Genomic DNA, 18,484 nt, shown 5'->3' on the forward strand with positions numbered 1-18,484 from the left:
AAACCGTCGCCGGATGCCTTTAAGCGTGCCGCCAACCTGAGGGGAATCAGGTCTTGGAATTCACGTAGACAGGACAATGGACATGAAAAGCATTCTGGCAGGCGGCGTGGCCGCATTGGCATTTGCATGCGGCGCCTTTGCCGACAGCCCCGTCTTCAACGGAGCTCCCGAATGGACGGACCCGGAAACCGGAAACTCATTCAAGTTTCGCGGCCGCCTGTACTTCGATGCGGCTTTCGCCGAGATCGACACAACCGGGCGAAGCGAGAACTATTCCGCGACCGAGATGCGCACGGCCCGTCTTGGCGTCGAAGGCAGCTGGTTTTCCTTCGAGTACAAGGCCGAGTTCGACTTTGCCGACAACGAGGTCTCGGCCAAGGACGTCACCATCGAATGGGATGCGGGTGATTTCTCCGTCATCATCGGCAACCAGAAAACGCCGAACTCGCTCGAGGAAATGACGTCGAGCCGGTACATCACCTTCATGGAGCGCGGCCAGGTCACGGACGCGTTCCGACTGGATCGCCGCCTCGGTATTGCCATCGCCACCGGCGGTGACAATTACTCGTTCCGCGCCGGTATTTTCGGCGGCAATCCGAACGAGGACAGCACGGGTTCGTCGCTGTCGGAATCGATGGCGATTGCGGCGCGTGCGACCTTCACGCCGATCAATACCGGCGACAACGTGCTGCATCTTGGTGCCAGCGCGCGTTATTATGACCGCGGCGACATGTCCGGTACGGCGGTACGCGTGCGATCGCGGCCGAATGTTCATCTCGCCGAACGCCTCGTCGATGTGAACACCGGCGCAGACCAGTCCACCCTTTTCGGCCTCGAAGCTGCCTGGATTTCCGGCCCGTTTCACGCGCATGGAGAATACATGGCCGAGGATGCCGACGGATCGTCGGATGACTTCCACGGCTATTTCGTCAATCTCGGCTTTTTCCTCACCGGTGAACAGCGCGCCTATCGCGCCTCATCCGGCGCCTTCCGGCGCACCTCGCCCAACCAGCCGGTCAGCGAAGGTGGCAATGGTGCCTGGGAACTTGCCGGACGGTATGACTATCTCGACACCGACAGTGGCGGTTCGCTGGCGACCTGGACGGCCGGACTGAACTGGTATCCGGAATCCCATCTCCGCTTCATGCTCAATGTGGTGATCGCAGACGCGGACGGCAGCGGTGCCCGGCTCGGCGAAGGCGATTTCTCCGCAATCCAGGCACGCGCCCAGATCGACTGGTAGACTTGAACAAGACGAATCAAGGAATTGAAGAAAATGAAGATCACTCACACTCTGCTTCTCTCGGCCAGCCTGTTCGCACTGGCGGCCTGTTCTGGTGAATCCGGCTCGTCCTCTGTGCCCGCCGCGTCGGAAGGAAGCGCTCCATCCCCGTCTGCCGGGGCGTCGCCGCAATCGGGCGAAGTGATCCGGATCGTCGGTTCGTCGACCGTGTTTCCGTTCACGACCGCCGTTGCAGAGAGCTTCGGTGCGCGTACCAACTTCCCGACGCCGGTCGTCGAATCAACCGGCACCGGCGGTGGCATGCGCCTGTTCTGCGCAGGCGTCGGCACCGAAACGCCCGACCTCACCGGCGCCTCGCGGCGGATGACGGCGAGCGAATACGAGCTGTGCCAGTCGAATGGCGTGCGCGAGATTGTCGAATTACCGATCGGTTTTGACGGGATTGTCGTCTCCAATGTGTCGACCGGTCCCGAGCTCGATATTTCGCGCGGTCAGATCTGGCGCGCACTGGCCGCCCAGGTGCCGGGCGAGGACTGCACCATGATGGACAACCCGCATACGAGCTGGTCGGAGATCGACGCATCGCTGCCGGATCTGCGGATCGAGGTATTCGGCCCGCCGCCGACCTCGGGCACGCGCGATGCCTTCGTCGAGCTTGGCCTGGAGGCCGGTGCCGAGGAGGTGGCCGCCGAAACCGGCTGTGAAATCCCGGCAGAGGCGATGGCCCGCATTCGCGAAGACGGGGCGTGGATCGATAGCGGCGAAAACGACAATGCCATTGTCCAGACGCTGGTGAATACGCCGACCGCCTATGGCGTGTTCGGATATTCCTTCCTTGCGCAGAATGGCGATCGTATCCAGGCGGCGCGGGTTGACGGTGTTGCGCCGGAATTTGATGCCATCGCGTCCGGCGACTATCCGATCTCGCGCTCGATGTTCGTTTATGCAAAGGCGCAGCATGTCGGCGTCGTGCCGGGTATCCAGGAATACCTGCAGGAGTTCACCTCCGACGATGCTTGGGGCGATTTCGGCTATCTCACCGATCGTGGCCTGATCCCGCTGCCGGAAGCCCGGCGGGCGGAACTGGTGCAACGTGTCGAGACCATGGAAGTCATGACCGAAGCGCCGCACGGCGGTCACTAGGTCCTCGCGAACAACAAGGCCTTCGACATGCCCCGGCTTCGGCCGGGGCATTTCACCTCACCGACATGCCGCGCCGTAGGTGTGTCCTAGAATAACGGCTTGCGCTCTTTCCGGCCGAGACGCCGCAGGCGTTTCCAGAAGCGTCGGCCTTCCGGCTTGGGCTGCGGTTTGAGATTCTTCACGAATTCCTCGGCGCAGGATTTCCAGCTGAATCCTTCCGCATATTCGCGGCAGCGCTCGCGCTTCATCTTCAGCGCTTCAAGACAGGCTTCCTGCAGATTCGCCGAAACCGCACCTGCGCCGGTGCCCGGGATCAGGTCTTTCGGTCCCGGCGCCGGAAAGGCCGCAACCGGTGTACCGCACGCCATGGATTCGAGAATCACCAGGCCGAATGTGTCGGTCAGGCTCGGGAAGACAAAGACATCTGCGTCCGCGAAATACCGTGCCAGCTCGTCGCCGTATTTCGGGCCAAGGAACTGGATCTCCGGATAGTCCTTGCGTAACTGGTCGAGCTGCGGGCCGGGGCCGATGACGACCTTGGTGCCGGGCAGCTCGCAATCGAGGAAAGCCTCGATATTCTTTTCCACCGCGACGCGGCCGACATAAACGAAGATCGGGCCTTCGAGATCCTGGAAGACGCCGCCGTCAACACCGCGCTTGTCCGGATTGAAGAGCACCGTATCGACGCCGCGGGCCCATGGCGTGATGTTCTTGAAGCCGCGCGCCGACAGATCATCCCGCATCGACGGCGTGGCGACCATCAGCCGGCCGCCGGCATTGTGGAACCAGCGCATGAACTGGTAACCGGCCGAGAGCGGAATGAAGGGGAAACGGGCGTGCACGTATTCAGGAAATTTCGTGTGGTAACTCGTCGTGAACGGCAGCTTCCATTTCAGGCAGACCGCGCGGGCCGCCATGCCCAGCGTGCCTTCGGTCGAAATATGAATGGCTTCCGGCTCGAACGCCTTGAAACGCGCCTCGATATCCTTGCGGGCGCCGAGCGCCAGCTTGATTTCGGGATAGGTCGGTAACGGCCAGGTCTTGTAGCCGAGGCCGGGGTGGATGACCTCCACCTCATGACCCATGGCGCGGCATTCCTCGACGGTGCGCGTCAACGTCCGTACCACGCCGTTGACCTGCGGTTCCCAGGCATCCGTCACGAGCATGATGCGCTTGGGTCTGTCGCCGAACTCGTCGTCTTCGATCTCGGCGGCTTCGGTATCAGTCTGGTCATCCATCATGGGCGTTTCCTTAGCCCATAATTCGCACATGGCGAAGAGGCGTTTCATCCTCTTGCCAGCGCCTTTTGGGCGTGATCAAAGCGCTGTGATAGAGTTGGGCATTTGCGGAGAGGATGCCATGCCGGATACCGCGACCGTTCGGATCGACTGGGATCGTATCGACGAGATCAAGTTTGCCGATGAGGCCGAGGCTGCGCGTGCGCTTGCCGGCAAGATCGGATTCACCGACGAAGACATCGAGGACGTGCGGCAGAACGCCATCGACCTGGTCGAGCGCGCCCGCAAGTCGACGAAAGTCGCCGGCTTGATGGAATCCTTTCTCCAGGAGTTCGGGCTTTCCAACAAGGAAGGCCTGGCACTGATGTGCCTCGCCGAGGCCTTGTTGCGAGTGCCCGACGCTGAAACGGTCGACAAGCTGATCGCCGAGCGGATCGGGTCGGGCGAATGGAGCGGCCATGTCGGCAAGTCCGAGCACTGGCTGGTCAATGCCTCGACGCTGGGACTGATGCTCACGGGATCGCTGGTCGAGGTCGACCGCGAAGCAAAGAAAAACCCGGGCACCTATATGCGGCGGCTGACGCACCGGATGGGTGAGCCGATGATCCGCGCCGCGACGATGCAGGCGATGAAGATTCTCGGCGAGCAATTCGTGCTCGGCCGCTCGATCAAGTCCGCCATCAAGCGCGGCCACAAGACCGAAGGCCGGCTGCATTCCTTCGACATGCTCGGTGAGGGCGCGCGCACGCACGACGATGCGGCGCGGTATCATGCCCGTTATCTTGACGCTATCGCGGCGGTCGGAGAGCGGCGCACAGACGGGACGACCGAACAGGTGGACGGCATTTCGGTGAAGCTGTCGGCGCTCCACCCGCGCTATCACGCGGTCAAGGAGAAGAGCGTTTTCGACGAGCTCTACCCGCTCGTCCTGGCCCAGGCCGAAGCCGCGAAGGCTGCCGATATCGGGCTCTGCCTCGACGCCGAGGAAAGCGACCGGCTGATCATTTCTCTGAAGATTTTCGAGCGGCTTGCGCGCGAACCCTCACTGGCCGGCTGGAACGGGCTCGGACTGGCAGTTCAGGCCTATCAGAAACGCTGCGAAGCGGTGATCGAGCAGATCATTGCACTGGGCCGCGAAACCGGCCGCCGTTTCATGGTTCGACTCGTGAAGGGCGCTTACTGGGACACCGAGATCAAGTTCGCACACCAGATGGGTTGGCCTGATTTCCCGGTCTGGAGCACCAAGCCGGCAACCGATCTCAACTATCTGGCCTGCGCCCGCCTGATGCTGGCGGCGCCGGACGCGATTTATGGCCAGTTCGCGACCCATAATGCGTTTACGCTGAGCGCGGTGCGCAAGCTGGCGCAACAGGCCGGGGTCGACACCTATGAATTCCAGCGTCTGCACGGCATGGGCGAGCCGCTCTACAAGGCAGCACAGGATGCCTATGGCCGCAGGCCGGTTCGGATCTACGCCCCGGTCGGCGAACACGAGGACTTGCTGCCCTATCTGGTCCGCCGGCTGCTGGAAAACGGAGCAAATACGTCGTTCGTCCATTCCTTCCTCGACAAGTCGGTTCCCGCGGAAGATGTCGCCAGCGGACCGTTTGATGTGGCCGGGACAATTGATCGGCACCCGTTCATCGCGCTGCCGGAAAATCTCTACGGCGAGAGCCGCGCGAATTCGGCCGGTGTCGATCTCAGCCAGGCCAGCGTGCGCGAGCGCCTGGCGCGGGCACAATCCGAGCTCGACAAGCAGCTGCCATTGCCCGCTGGTCCGATCGTCCGCGGCAAGCAGTACGCGACCGACCCCTACAAGCACGCCGGACCGATCAACCAGCACGAAGTGGTGTCCCTGATCTCGAACACCACCGACGATCAGATCGACGATGCCTTCGAGGCGGCCCGTGCCGCGCAACATGCCTGGGATGATCTGGGCGGTGCCAAGCGTGCAGAGATCCTGCGCGCGATGGGCGACATCCTCGAAGCCGAGACGGACCGGCTGATTGCGATCATGACGCGCGAAGGCGGCAAGACGTTGCCCGATGGCGTCGCGGAAGTGCGCGAGGCCGTCGATTTCTGCCGCTATTATGCATGCGAGGCGGAACGCAAGTTCGGCGCCCCCGTGCGTCTGCCCGGACCGGCAGGCGAGACCAACCATCTCGAGCTGCGCGGGCGCGGTATCTTCGTCTGCATCAGCCCGTGGAATTTCCCGCTGGCGATCTTCACCGGCCAGCTCGCCGCGGCCCTGGCTGCGGGCAATACGGTTCTGGCCAAGCCGGCGGAACAGACCCCGCTGATTGCGTGCGAAGCCGTGAAGCTGTTCCAGAAGGCCGGCTTGCCGAAAGAGGTCTTGCACCTGATCACCGGTGACGGCCGGGCCGGAGCGGCGCTGGTCAATGATCCGCGCACCGGCGGGGTCTGCTTTACGGGCTCAACCGAGGTGGCGCGTATCATCAACAAGGCCTTGTCGGAGAAGGAGGGGCCGATCGTTCCCTTCATCGCGGAAACCGGCGGGCTGAACGGAATGTTCGTCGACACCTCGGCGCTCAAGGAGCAGGTGATCGACGATGCAATCCTCTCGGCTTTCGGGTCGGCGGGTCAGCGCTGTTCGGCCTTGCGCATCCTGTTCCTGCCAGAAGACACAGCGGACGGTTTCATCGACGGACTGATGGGCGCGATGGATGCGCTGGCGCTCGGCGATCCGGCGGATGCTTTCACCGATGTCGGCCCGGTGATCGACGAGGAGGCCAAGGGCGTGCTTGACCAGCACATGACCCGGATGCGTGTGAACGCAAAGGTGCTGAATCAGGCCAATCCCGGACCGCTGGCCGATGACGGCTTCTATTTTGCGCCGGCTCTGATCGAAATCCCGTCGCTGGATCTGATGGAGCGCGAGATCTTCGGACCGATTCTCCATGTGCTGCGGTACAAGCGGAAGGATATCGGCAAGATTGCGGCCGAACTCGCCGCAAAAGGGTATGGACTGACGCTGGGTGTGCATTCGCGGCTGTCGCGATTCCACGAGGAGATCATGGCGGCGGTGCCGGCCGGCAATGTCTATGTGAACCGCAACATCACCGGCGCCGTGGTCGGCGTGCAGCCGTTTGGCGGCGAGGGCTTGTCGGGTACAGGACCGAAAGCCGGCGGGCCACATTACCTGCCGAGATTTGCCACCGAGCGGACCGTAACCGTTAACATTTCTGCGCAGGGCGGCGATCCGGAATTGCTAAGTCTTTGACGTTTCGTGGGGTGTGAAAACCTCACTGAAAAAAGCATTACCGGAGTTTGCCTGTGGCCAAAGGGCATTAGCCATTCGTTAACCAAAAAATCCGGTTTTGAACTATTATCCGTGTTGACCAAGCTCCGGGCTGGGAGCACTATATGTTGGGTCGGCTGGAAGAGCAGACACACCATCTATGGGATTTTTAGAGCAGCGGCGCGAACGCGCGCGTTCCGCGCGACAGGAAAGCTATGCTCTGAATTCCGGGGGGAGACGAGACCGAAATGACGCCTTATGACGCCGCTGCATTGACTAAGAAATCGACGGAAATCGACGCCGAGCGGCCGGGAAAGCCGCGCGCGGTCAAACCGGACCTCAAACTGGTGCGAACGGTTGAAACGGATTCCGCCCGGGATGCGCTGCTGACGGATTTCGGCAAGAAGACGCTGACCGATCGCTATCTGCTGCCGGGCGAGAGCTATCAGGACATGTTCGCGCGTGTCTCGACGGCTTATGCCGACGATACTGATCACGCCCAGCGCCTGTATAACTACATGTCGAATCTGTGGTTCATGCCGGCGACGCCGGTCCTGTCGAATGGCGGCGCCTCGCGTGGTCTCCCGATTTCCTGCTTTCTCAACACGGTCGGCGATTCGCTCAATGACATCGTCAATACCTGGAACGAGAATGTCTGGCTGGCTTCCAATGGTGGCGGTATCGGCACCTATTGGGGCGAAGTCCGCTCGATCGGCGAGAAGGTCGGCCAGAACGGTCAGACGTCCGGCATCATCCCGTTCATCCGGGTGATGGATTCGCTGACGCTGGCTATTTCACAGGGATCGCTGCGTCGCGGTTCGGCAGCCGTCTATCTGGACGTACACCATCCGGAAATCGAGGAATTCCTCGAGATCCGCAAGCCGTCCGGCGACTTCAACCGCAAGAGCCTCAACCTGCACCACGGACTCAATGTCACGGATGCCTTCATGGAGGCGGTGAAAACCGACGGCGAGTACGAACTGAAATCGCCGCGCTCGGGCGAGGTCGTCCGGACCGTTTCGGCGCGCAAGATCTGGCAGAAAATCCTTGATCTGCGGTTGCAGACCGGCGAGCCCTATATCGTGTTCTCGGATACGGTGAATGACGCTCTGCCGGCACACCAGAAAAAGCAGGGCCTCAAGGTGCGCCAGTCAAACCTGTGTGCCGAGATCATGTTGCCGACCGGCGTCGACAAGCACGGCCGCGACCGCACGGCGGTCTGCTGTCTGTCGTCGCTGAACGCTGAGAAGTTTCTCGAATGGAAGGACGATCCGGACTTTATCGAGGACATCTACCGTTTCCTCGACAATGTGCTGGAAGACTTCATCGAGCGGGCGCCGCCGGAAATGGACCGTGCCGTCTATTCCGCGTTGCGTGAGCGTTCCGTGGGGCTCGGCCTGATGGGCTTCCATTCCTTCCTTCAGAAGATGAATGCGCCGTTTGAATCGCCAATGGCAAAGTCCTGGAACTTGAAGATGTTCAAGCATATCCGTCAGGCAGCCGACAAGGCGTCGGTCAAGCTGGCGGACGAACGCGGCGCCTGTCCGGATGCTGAAGAAGCGGGTGTAAAAGCGCGCTTTTCGCACAAGCTGGCGATTGCCCCGACCGCATCGATCTCGATCATCTGCGGTGGCACGTCGGCGGGCATTGAGCCGATCCCCGCGAATTTCTACGTCCACAAGACGCTGTCCGGCTCATTCGCGGTCAAGAACCCGCAGCTGCGCAAAGTGCTGGAAGAGAAGGGCGCCGACACGGAAGAGGTCTGGGCCTCGATCCTCGAGCATGAAGGCTCGGTGCAACATCTCGACTGTCTCGACCAGAACGAGAAGGATCTGTTCAAGACGGCCTTCGAGATCGATCAACGCTGGGTCATCGAACACGCTGCAGACCGCACGCCCTATGTCTGCCAATCGCAATCGCTAAACATCTTCCTGCCCGGCGATGTCGATAAATGGGACCTCCACATGCTGCACTGGACGGCGTGGGAAAAAGGCGTGAAGTCGCTCTACTATTGTCGGTCGAAATCAATTCAGCGGGCGTCCTATGCCGGATCCGAATCAAAAAGCGATGTCGAAGTGTCAATGGCAGAAGCGGCAAAGACGGATTACGAGGAATGTCTCGCCTGTCAGTAGGCGAAATCGATAGGACGAAGGGCGGCCATTGAGCCGCCCTTTGTTTGTTGCATCGCAAGGTGTGGGTTTCGAGTCACGGTGCGGGAATTATTTACCATGCTGCGACTGATCCCCTTCGTTCCGCCGTTTTTTTAACACAACGATAGACTGACCGTGCTAATTTGGCGGGCAATTGCTTCGGGAGTCGCCTGTGGCGTGTAACGCGACAACATCTGCGATCATCGCCGCTGCCGTCATGGCGGCGACGGGTCCTGTGCTCGCACAGGAGGCCATGCCGGCACAGACGCCGATGATCTTCAATGTCGACCGCGCAATTCTGACGCCCTTCCTGAGCGCGAGTAACACGCTGCCGCAGCGCGCGGACCATGACGCCCTTTTCGTTGCCTCGTCCGTTCTCGCCGAAACCGGAAGCGATAATGCGTCACTGGCGGCCTTTTCAGCGCACTCGACCTCGGTCAATGCATTCGAGGACGGATCGCGGATCGAGGTGCGGGTCTTCGAGCCGACCCTGCAGACGCGTTCCGACCGGTTGTTCGATCCGAATTCAACCATCGAACGCGCCGTGGTTCATCCCGGACTCGATCAGCGTTCGTCTGTCGCCGTCGATTATGTCACCCGCTTCGAATCCTATGGCGGCGCCGACGGGTTGGACCTGACCATCGAGCCGCGCGCCGGGCTCAGCTTCGGCCCGGAAGGTTCGGGTGCCGGCGCGGGTGCCGAATTGCGGGTCGGTCGCTATCTGCGCCAGGATGCAGCGCGGCCGAGCTGGTATTTCTTCGCCGGTGCAGAACGCCGGGCTCTGCTCTACGATCCGGGCGAGGGCTGGAACATGCGCGGCGCGATGACGTTGGAACCGTATGCGGTCGTGGGCGATGCCCAGGCCGGTGTCGCCATGCGGCTGGGGGACAATGACCTGTCCTTTGCCTATGTCCGCCGCGAGCGCAGTGCTCGAATTGGCATCGACGACTACGACGCTGCCGACGATTTCGCCGCGTTCTCGCTAAGCCGCCGCTGGTAGTCTGGGCCAGGCGCGCTCCGAACCCGACGCCTTCGTCGGTTATCCCCGGCAATTTCAATCCCGCGTGTGGTGATCCGCCCCGATCTTCTGTCTATTGCGCAGCAAGGGGCGAGGATTGCTGAATCCGCCATGCAGATTGTGATCCACAAGGTCTGGACGTTCAGCGCCTTTTAACCTCAATATGTAGTGATTGAAGGCTCGTATTCGTGACGAGTCGTTCACGCCAGTTTCCGGGGTTAACCATGTCCGCATCCGCTTCCACGCCAGGTCTCCTCACGTCCAGCCATTCCTACAAGCCGTTTCGCTATCCGTGGGCGTACGATTTCTGGAAGAAGCAGCAGCAGGTTCACTGGATGCCCGAGGAAGTGCCGCTCGGCGAGGACTGCAAGGACTGGGCGACCAAGCTATCCGACCAGGAACGCAATCTGCTGACCCAGATCTTCCGCTTCTTCACCCAGTCGGACGTCGAGGTGAACGACAATTACATGGAGCGCTATGCGCGGGTCTTCAAACCGACCGAAGTGAAGATGATGCTGTCGGCGTTCTCGAACATGGAGACGATCCATATCGCCGCCTACGCGTTGCTGCTCGAAACCATCGGTATGCCGGACACCGAATTCTCGGCTTTCATGGAATATGAGGCCATGAAGGACAAGCACGATTACATGCAGGAATTCGGCGTCGAATCGAACGAGGACATCCTGCGAACGCTGGCCATGTTCGGCGCGTTTACCGAAGGCCTGCAATTGTTTGCGTCCTTCGCGATGCTGATGAATTTCCCGCGGTTCAACAAGATGAAGGGAATGGGCCAGATCGTGTCCTGGTCGGTGCGCGATGAAAGCCTGCATTGCGAGGGCATGATCCGCATGTTCCACGAGTTCGCCGATGAAACCGGCGCGCTGACCGATCAGGTAAAGGCCGACATCGTCGCCAATTGCCGTCACGTTGTGGAGCTCGAGGACAAGTTCATCGATCTCGCCTTCGAAATGGGCGATGTCGAGGGCATGACCCCGCAGGACATCAAGAATTACATCCGCTACATCGCCGACTGGCGGCTGCGCCAGCTCAAGCTCGAACCGGTATTCGGGATCGACAAGCACCCGCTGCCCTGGCTGACCGAGATCCTCAACGGGGTGGAACACGCCAATTTCTTCGAGGCACGGGCCACGGAATACTCCAAGGGCGCGACCAAGGGCGAATGGCATGGCGAGGACGGCGTCTGGTCGAGCTTCGACAAATGGCAGAAGCAGAAACCGGCCAATGAAGTGCCGGCGGAGTAGGTTGGCGGGCATTTGAACTGGTCAAAGCAGCGACCATTCGGCTTGCCGATCCAGCGCATTTCCGGCATTAGCCAGCCATGAAGATATTTGAAGCAGCGAAAAGCCCGGAGGCGGCCGTTGACCGGCTAGTGGACCTCCACAAGACATCAGTAGAAAACCTGCGCGAGGCACTCCGCGACTATCTCGACAACGGCATTGCGCCCGATCCCGAGAAGCGTGCGGCGGGTGCCTTCGCCTATCCCGAACTGCGGGTGTTGTACGAGACCGAAGGCTCGCCACCTCCGATCAGCCGCGCTTTCGGCAAGTTTTCCGAACCCGGTCTCTATGCGCAATCGATCACCGAACCCGAACTGTTCCGGGATTATCTTGTCGACCAGCTCAGCCTGTTGCAGGCCGACTATGACATCACCATCGAGACCGGGCTGTCGGAGAGCGAGATCGCTTTCTCGACAGTGCTCGATGGCGCCGAAGACCTCGATCTGGATGCCGCTTCGGTGGCCGACCTGGTTCGCAATTTCCCTTATGCCGATCTCGCCGGCATCGATGATGCACTGCCCAATGGCGAACGCGGGCCTCTGCCCGGCGAGCCACGGCCGCTGACACTGTTCGACGCGCCGCGGGTCGATTATTCGCTACAGCGGTTGAAGCACTATACCGGCAGCCCTTACGAGGACTTCCAGCAATTCATCCTGTTCACCAATTATCACCGCTATGTCGACGCTTTCGTGGCCTGGGCGCTGGGGCAGTTGAAGACGGAGAACGAATACGAATCCTTCTCGGCGGCCGGCTTTGTCGAGGTTGACGGGAAGACCCCCCACGCCCGCGCCGCGGTAGAGGCGGCACCCTGGCGCCGGTTCCAGATGCCGGCCTACCATCTCAAGGCGCCGGGCGGGCGCGGCATCACGCTGGTCAATATCGGGGTCGGGCCATCGAATGCGAAGACGATCACCGACCATCTCGCCGTGCTGCGTCCGCAATGCTGGCTGATGATCGGGCATTGCGGCGGCCTTCGCCATTCGCAACGGCTGGGCGATTATGTGCTCGCGCACGGCTATCTGCGCTATGACCGGGTTCTGGACCGCGATTTGCCGCTGGAAATTCCGGTGCCGGCGATTGCGGAAATCCAGATCGCACTGGCCGATGCCGTGAAACAGGTCACCGGCGATAGCGGTGACGATCTCAAGCGGCGCCTGCGTACCGGAACCGTCGCGACCTATGCCGACCGCAACTGGGAACTGCGCTATCACGCCGAAGCGCGACGTATCAACCAGTCGCGGGCGATCGCCGTGGACATGGAATCGGCGACGATCGCGGCAAACGGTTTTCGGCTGCGCGTGCCGTATGGCACATTGCTTTGCGTGTCGGACAAGCCGCTGCATGGCGAGCTGAAACTTCCGGGTGCCGCGAACCTGTTCTACCAGCGCTCGGTCTCCGAACACCTGATGGCAGGCATTGAAACGGTTGAAATCCTGCGCCGCAACGAGGCGTCAGCACTGCATTCGCGCAAGCTTCGCAGTTTCGACGAGCCCCCCTTCCGTTAAGGCTTGCCCTTTCAGCCGGTGTCCAGTAGCAGGGCGGCCATGAGCCGGGTTCTGGAATTCGAGGGCATTCGCAATTTTCGCCATTTCGGCGAATACGCGGCACGTGACGGCGCCACGGTGCGTTCCGGGCTGTTCCGCTCGGGCCATTTTCACAATGCCACCGAGGCCGACCGGCAGAAGCTGGTGGACATGCGGATTTCCGTCGTCGCTGATTTGCGCCGGCCGCGCGAGCGCGACAATGAACCGTCAAACTGGGGCGAAGGATTGCGCATCCTCCAGTCTGATGTTTCCGGACACAAGGAGCCGCCGCATCTGCGCTTTATCCGCGAAGGCGATATGAGCCTGGACGGCGTTGCCGCATGGATGCGCGCCACCTATCGCCGGCTGCCGAATGAAAAGGGCAATCAGGAAGTCTTCGCGGCCGGTCTGCGCGAGTTGGCGACGCATGGCGCGGATGAAGGTTTCGTCGTTCATTGCGCAGCCGGCAAGGACCGTACCGGCCTGTTCTGCGCGTTGACGCTGGCGCTCGCCGGGGTCGAGCGTGACGCCATCTATGATGACTATCTGATGACAAATGACGCAGTCGACTACGATGCGCTCGTGCCGATGGTCCAGAAGCGGCTCTTGGACACTTACGGGCGTGATATTCCCAGCGACGCGATGCGCCGGTTCCTCGGTGTGGAGCCTGACTATCTCGACGAAGCGTTCGACGAGATCGGATCGGCCGAAGCTTATGTTTCCGGCGTGCTTGGTTTAAGCGATGACGAGATCGCCGCCATTCGCGCAAACCTGATCGCGCGGTGAGCGACCCGGTAACCGAAACGCTCGACTGGATATTGCCCGAGTGTGCCTTCGCACCGTTCCGCGGTCAGGACAGCGCGCTCCTCCTTCATGGCGGAAGGCGGTCGCAGTCACGGCTCTATGCACTGGCATGGGACATGCTGTTTTTCAGGCCGGGCGACGATCTCGACGCCTTCCTCGCAAAAGCGCGAAATGCGCTGGCTGACGGATACCAGCTGGCAGGTCTGTTTGCTTACGAGTTCGGCCATGCGCTCGAGCCGCGAACCGGGACGCCGCCGCGATGGCAACCGATGATCCAGCTCGGTGTTTATCCCGCTTGGGCAGTGTTTGACCCGGTCAAAGAAGAACTGACCGTGCATGGAACTGCCGACGGCATTGCCCGGCTCAAGTCAGGGCTGCATATCGGCCGCCCGCCTGCCGGTGATGCCCATGGCAGGCTGTTGCCGGTCCGGTCTCGCGACGCTTATCTCGAAACCTGCCGAACACTGATCGAACACATCCGCGCGGGCGATATCTACCAGGCCAATCTGAGCCAGGCCTTCAGTGGCCGTTTGAACGGGGATCCCTGGGCCGTGTTCCAGCGGCTGATCATGCGAAGCGATGCCCCGCATGCCGCGTGGTTCCGGACCTCGAATTCGAACGTCGTCATCACCAACTCGCCCGAGCGCTTCCTGCGCTTGCAGGATGGCAGGGTGGAGAGCCGACCCATCAAGGGAACGCGGCCGCGCAAAACTGATGCCGCGGCCGATCGCGCGGAGGCTGCGGCGCTGGCCGAGAGCGGCAAGGACCGGGCAGAAAACCTGATGATTGTCGATCTTGTGCGCCACGATTTGTCCCGCGTCTGCCGGGCTGGCAGTGTGAAGGTGCCAAAGCTGAATGCCGTCGAGAGCTATGCCAATGTGCACCATCTGGTTTCGACAGTGACCGGAGAGCTGGCGCCGGGACGAGATGCGTTTGACCTGGTCTGTGCGGCATTTCCGCCGGGCTCGATCACCGGTGCGCCGAAGATTCGCGCCATGGAGCTGATCGCGGAAGCGGAAGGCGAAACACGCGGCCCGTATTGCGGCGCGCTGGGCTGGATCGGCGACAATGGCCAGTCCATGGATCTCAACGTCATGATCCGGACGCTCGACCTGATCCGCACGGACGCCGACTGGCTGGTGAAGGCACGCTCGGGCGGCGCGGTCACGATCGATTCCGACCCGGATGCAGAATATGAGGAGACCTTGCACAAGCTGCGTGCGCTGGAAGCGGCGCTGGAGGGCTAGGTCATGTACCGGCTGGATGGAACAGAATGGACCGCGTTCGAGCCCTCGGTCGATACGATGGCCGACCGCGGGTTCCTGCTCGGCGACGGTGTGTTCGAGACTTTCCGGATTGAGAATGGCCGCATTCGAAATGACGAGCTGCACGCGTCGGCGCTTTCCGAGTCCTGCACGGCGCTTGATCTCACGATGCCGGACTGGGCGACAGTAACGGCCGCCATCGGCGCGCACGCCGATTCCGGTAACAGGGTGGGAAAACTCATTGTAACGCGGGGACCTGCCCCGCGCGGGCTGACACCGGTTGCCGAGCCGCGACCACAGGCCTTCCTGCAATTGTCCGAACGGCCCGAGCCGCCAGCGCAGGTGCGCCTCGCATCGGTGCCGATCCGGCGCTCCGCAACAAGCCTCGCGGCACGATACAAGACCTTGAGTTATGCCGACAATCTGGCAGCGCGGCGCCTAGCGGTCGCGGCTGGCGCGGACATGGCGCTGATCACGGCAGACGATGGCCGATTGTCGGGCGGTGATAGTGCCAATCTGTTCTGGCTCGCGGGTGATACGGTGCAAACGCCGTCGCTTTCCTGTGGAGCACGCAATGGCGTTATGCGCCAGCGTGTCCTTGCCTGGCTCGAGGCGCGCAATGTGGATGTGGAGGAAGTCGAAGCGGCGCCAACGGCGCTGTTATCGGCCGACGCGGTCTGGATGACGAATGCGGTTGCGGGAGTGATGCCGGTGGTGACGATTGATGGTCGCGCGCTCGAGCACGATCATCCCCTGCTCGCCGAGCTGATGGCGGCCGATCTGTGATCTATTGCCGGCTCACCGTCAGCGATTGCCGCGGGCGGAGGAAGAATTCCTCCTCGATGTCGAAATCGCCGGTGATCTCGCGGAACGGCGCATTGTAGGAATAGGCGACCTCGACCCAGACCACGGACCGGCCGGCACTGAGAATGCCGGCTGGCAGGGTCGGCTGCGATCCTGCTGCCCGGGCCGGCATGCCTTGCGCGTCGCTCCAATCAACTTCGACCTCGCCGACCAGGCTCATCGTCACGCTGGAAATGCGTGCCGAGAAATCGGCAGCGTCAAAGGGCGCAATGATGGCGGCGCCGGCATTGAGAATGTTGGCCATCTCTCCATCAGTGATGACATCGTCCTGGGCCACGAGATCGGCGAGCGCGCTGGCGGAATTGGTGACCTTGCGGTCTACCGACAACGCCATCGAGATTTCCACCATGCCGAGATAGAGCAACACCATGACCGGGGCGATCAGCGCGAACTCGACGGCTGATACGCCGGCGCGATCACGATGGAAGCGCGCGAACCAATGTTTCAGAAAATCACTCATCGAAGGGCTCGTTTCGAAACACGGTCGCCGATGTGATCAGGCGCTGGTTGTCCGGAAGATTTGCGACCGAGCCGAACATGTTGGGCAGGATCAGCGGGTAGGCGTAATAAACGCGGACCATGACAATGTCGCCGGCGTCTCCGGGATCAAATCCCATATTGCCGCCATTGAGCGATCCGTCCTCGTTCGTAGGCGGGGTCGGGGTGATGCCGTCGAAATCCTCGAACACCGCGACTTCGAAGACCATGTTGTCGCAATTGGCGACAACTTCGATACGGGTACAGACCTCGTTGCGAAAAGCGTTCGCATCGCCGCCGCCGCCCTGCAGCTGACCGGTGCGGATCAGGCGTGCGGATTCAAGTACGGCATTCTCGATCACCGTCTCCGCGAAAAAAACTGCGGCAATTTCGATCAATGCCAGGAGGAAGAAAAAGAACGGGCCGGCAATCATCGCGAACTCGACGGCGGTGGCGCCATCGCTGTTCTTGCGGAAGGATTTCATGAAGCCCGGTGTACGCATGTTCGGCTGCTCCTCTACGCGCCCGTATACGCGCGCGCGATTGAAAAGCCGTGAAGAAACGGGGTTAACCGCGCCTTATTCGCCGCCATCCAGGCTTCGGGCCGATTGCGAACCCTCGCTGATCGCGACGGCTTCACCGGCAATGCCGATACGGGTGCTCTGCTGGCCCGTCAGCGCATCGAATGTATCGGGATCATCGCCGACAGTCGGTGAAGGACCGCAGGTCGGCGTGCAGGTCATGGTGACCCGCGAAGTTCCACGCTGATAGACGAGCTGACCGTCCGGCGAGGGACCGACCACGAAGTCCTCGGCATAGATGACGCGACCGCTGCGATCGAGCGCGATGATGTTGGTCCGGCCAAAGAGCCGGCCGGTGACGATGAGCGTGCGGCGATCGTGAATGACGGCATCGGCGATCGCCGGATTGCCGACGATCACAGTGTAAGCCGATGCGGGCAGGCGGACGACGTCCGCGTGCTCGACCTCTAGCAATTGATCAGCGATGGCAATTGCCGGGGCGGCGATCAGGCAGGCGAGGGCGGTCAGGGTCTTGCGCATGGCGGAACTCCGCGGATCGAGGACACCGCCACATAGAAACCCCCACGCGTGAAGACTTTCTAAATCAACGGGGTTGAAGATCAGGTTTGAGTTACACTTTGTTTTTTTACGCACTGTTAACTACAAATGGCGACGAAAATCGTTCATACATAATTAAACCTAAGTATAAACCAATTCGCAAGCCTCCTGTGTTTCTATGCTGGCACACGACAAGAGAGGTCGGGACAAACAAGCCTCCTTGAAGTGGATGTGTGGCTAGCAACACGGGAGTAGACCCATGAAAACGATTTCTCGTTTCTTCAAAGACGAATCCGGCGCAACGGCTATTGAATATGGCCTGATCGCCGCCCTCATCGCCGTTGTCATTATCGGTGCCGTTACCGCTCTTGGTACCGGTGTCCGTGACAACATGCAGACGGTTGCCGACGCGATCTAATTCGCGCCGACGTTTGCAAACGACATCAGGGGCTGCCCGAAAGGGCGGCCCCTTTTGTATTCCGGTCAGGCCAACCGATTATTAAAACTGTTTGGCTAGAAACGGACCCGACAATTTTCGGAGTGGTGACATGGCGGGTCAGTTCCTTCTTCTGGTATTTGCCTTTCTCATGGTGCTGGCGGCTGCCAAGGACGGGATGAGCTTTACCATTCCCAACTGGCTTAGCGGCGGGCTGGCCGTGGTCTTTCCTCTTGCCGCAGCGATGCTTGGTCTCGGCTGGACCGAATTCGGCCTTCACATGCTGACAGGCCTCGGTGCCCTGCTCATCGGCATGGCGCTGTTTGCGCCGGGCTGGATCGGCGGCGGTGATGCGAAACTGTTTGCCGCTGCAGCGCTGTGGTTCGGCTGGCCGGATGCGGCCATGTTCCTCGCCAAGGCCGCGCTGATGGGCGGTGTTCTGGCGGTGACACTGCTCATGATCAGGCGGGCCGCGCCCGCGAGCGGTCTTCCGCGACAGTGGCTGGAAGGAAAACTGCTGATGCAGGGCGGGCCGGCGCCCTATGGCATCGCCCTGGCTGCGGGGGCGCTCTGGGCGCTGCCGGACAGCCGGATTTTCGCGCTCGCAGCGCTCTAAATTCGCAATTCGTGAAGAAATCTTCCCAATCGGTTGCAATCGCATTTCCATCTTAACGCCCCTTTTGGAAA

At 61.2% G+C, this 18,484-nt stretch carries 16 protein-coding genes; 12 read left to right on the forward strand and 4 right to left on the reverse strand.

Features of this window, described 5'->3' with window-relative positions; translation table 11 throughout:
* Positions 1-82: 82 nt before the first annotated feature.
* A complete protein-coding gene (locus tag ACOOFN_RS09570; protein WP_420430925.1) occupies positions 83-1,243 on the forward strand; it encodes an OprO/OprP family phosphate-selective porin in 1,161 nt (386 codons plus the stop codon).
* A gap of 33 nt (positions 1,244-1,276) precedes the next feature.
* Entirely contained in the window at positions 1,277-2,386 is a 1,110-nt protein-coding gene (locus ACOOFN_RS09575) for a substrate-binding domain-containing protein (protein ID WP_420430926.1), read from the forward strand.
* Between the two features lie 86 nt (positions 2,387-2,472).
* Here the strand turns inward: ACOOFN_RS09575 and ACOOFN_RS09580 are convergent, their stop codons facing one another.
* On the reverse strand, positions 2,473-3,552 hold the full coding sequence (locus ACOOFN_RS09580; protein WP_420435057.1) for a glycosyltransferase family 4 protein: 1,080 nt from the start codon (positions 3,550-3,552) through the stop codon (positions 2,473-2,475).
* 193 nt (positions 3,553-3,745) lie between these two features.
* Between ACOOFN_RS09580 and putA the strand changes: the two genes are divergently transcribed.
* The 8 genes from putA to ACOOFN_RS09620 all read left to right on the forward strand — a co-directional run bounded on the left by putA (position 3,746) and on the right by ACOOFN_RS09620 (position 15,727).
* Positions 3,746-6,865, forward strand: a complete 3,120-nt coding sequence (gene putA, locus ACOOFN_RS09585) for a bifunctional proline dehydrogenase/L-glutamate gamma-semialdehyde dehydrogenase PutA (protein ID WP_420430927.1) — start codon at positions 3,746-3,748, stop codon at positions 6,863-6,865.
* A gap of 266 nt (positions 6,866-7,131) precedes the next feature.
* Positions 7,132-9,015, forward strand: a complete 1,884-nt coding sequence (locus ACOOFN_RS09590; protein WP_420430928.1) for a ribonucleoside-diphosphate reductase subunit alpha — start codon at positions 7,132-7,134, stop codon at positions 9,013-9,015.
* Between the two features lie 190 nt (positions 9,016-9,205).
* On the forward strand, positions 9,206-10,033 hold the full coding sequence (locus ACOOFN_RS09595; RefSeq protein WP_420430929.1) for a lipid A-modifier LpxR family protein: 828 nt from the start codon (positions 9,206-9,208) through the stop codon (positions 10,031-10,033).
* A 242-nt stretch (positions 10,034-10,275) separates the two neighbouring features.
* Positions 10,276-11,313 (forward strand): ribonucleotide-diphosphate reductase subunit beta, encoded by a 1,038-nt coding sequence (locus tag ACOOFN_RS09600; protein WP_420430930.1) that lies wholly within the window; start codon positions 10,276-10,278, stop codon positions 11,311-11,313.
* 77 nt (positions 11,314-11,390) lie between these two features.
* Positions 11,391-12,854, forward strand: coding sequence for an AMP nucleosidase (locus ACOOFN_RS09605; protein WP_420430931.1), 1,464 nt, complete (start codon positions 11,391-11,393; stop codon positions 12,852-12,854).
* A 39-nt stretch (positions 12,855-12,893) separates the two neighbouring features.
* Entirely contained in the window at positions 12,894-13,658 is a 765-nt protein-coding gene (locus ACOOFN_RS09610) for a tyrosine-protein phosphatase (protein WP_420430932.1), read from the forward strand.
* A complete protein-coding gene (locus ACOOFN_RS09615; RefSeq protein WP_420430933.1) occupies positions 13,655-14,923 on the forward strand; it encodes an anthranilate synthase component I family protein in 1,269 nt (422 codons plus the stop codon). The genes ACOOFN_RS09610 and ACOOFN_RS09615 overlap by 4 nt, the downstream gene beginning before the upstream one ends.
* Before the next feature lie 3 nt (positions 14,924-14,926).
* Positions 14,927-15,727: an aminotransferase class IV gene (locus tag ACOOFN_RS09620; protein ID WP_420430934.1), complete on the forward strand. Its 801-nt coding sequence runs from the start codon at positions 14,927-14,929 to the stop codon at positions 15,725-15,727.
* A 1-nt stretch (position 15,728) separates the two neighbouring features.
* Here the strand turns inward: ACOOFN_RS09620 and ACOOFN_RS09625 are convergent, their stop codons facing one another.
* The 3 genes from ACOOFN_RS09625 to ACOOFN_RS09635 form a co-directional block, all read right to left on the reverse strand.
* Positions 15,729-16,265 carry a TadE/TadG family type IV pilus assembly protein gene (locus ACOOFN_RS09625; protein ID WP_420430935.1) on the reverse strand — a complete coding sequence of 179 codons (537 nt, stop codon included), beginning with the start codon at positions 16,263-16,265 and terminating at the stop codon, positions 15,729-15,731.
* On the reverse strand, positions 16,258-16,785 hold the full coding sequence (locus ACOOFN_RS09630) for a TadE/TadG family type IV pilus assembly protein (protein WP_420430936.1): 528 nt from the start codon (positions 16,783-16,785) through the stop codon (positions 16,258-16,260). The genes ACOOFN_RS09625 and ACOOFN_RS09630 overlap by 8 nt, the downstream gene beginning before the upstream one ends.
* A 75-nt stretch (positions 16,786-16,860) precedes the next feature.
* The gene (locus ACOOFN_RS09635) at positions 16,861-17,343 is read right to left on the reverse strand and encodes a pilus assembly protein N-terminal domain-containing protein (protein ID WP_420430937.1); all 483 of its coding nucleotides are present in this window, start codon (positions 17,341-17,343) and stop codon (positions 16,861-16,863) included.
* Positions 17,344-17,620: 277 nt separating this feature from the next.
* Here ACOOFN_RS09635 and ACOOFN_RS09640 point away from each other — a divergent pair, with 277 nt between their 5' ends.
* Positions 17,621-17,779, forward strand: coding sequence for a Flp family type IVb pilin (locus tag ACOOFN_RS09640; RefSeq protein ID WP_420430938.1), 159 nt, complete (start codon positions 17,621-17,623; stop codon positions 17,777-17,779).
* A 130-nt stretch (positions 17,780-17,909) separates the two neighbouring features.
* Positions 17,910-18,413: an A24 family peptidase gene (locus ACOOFN_RS09645; protein WP_420430939.1), complete on the forward strand. Its 504-nt coding sequence runs from the start codon at positions 17,910-17,912 to the stop codon at positions 18,411-18,413.
* The last annotated feature ends 71 nt before the right edge of the window (positions 18,414-18,484 follow it).

The organism is Hyphobacterium sp. (assembly GCF_965217055.1).
Taxonomy (GTDB): Bacteria; Pseudomonadota; Alphaproteobacteria; order Caulobacterales; family Maricaulaceae; genus Hyphobacterium.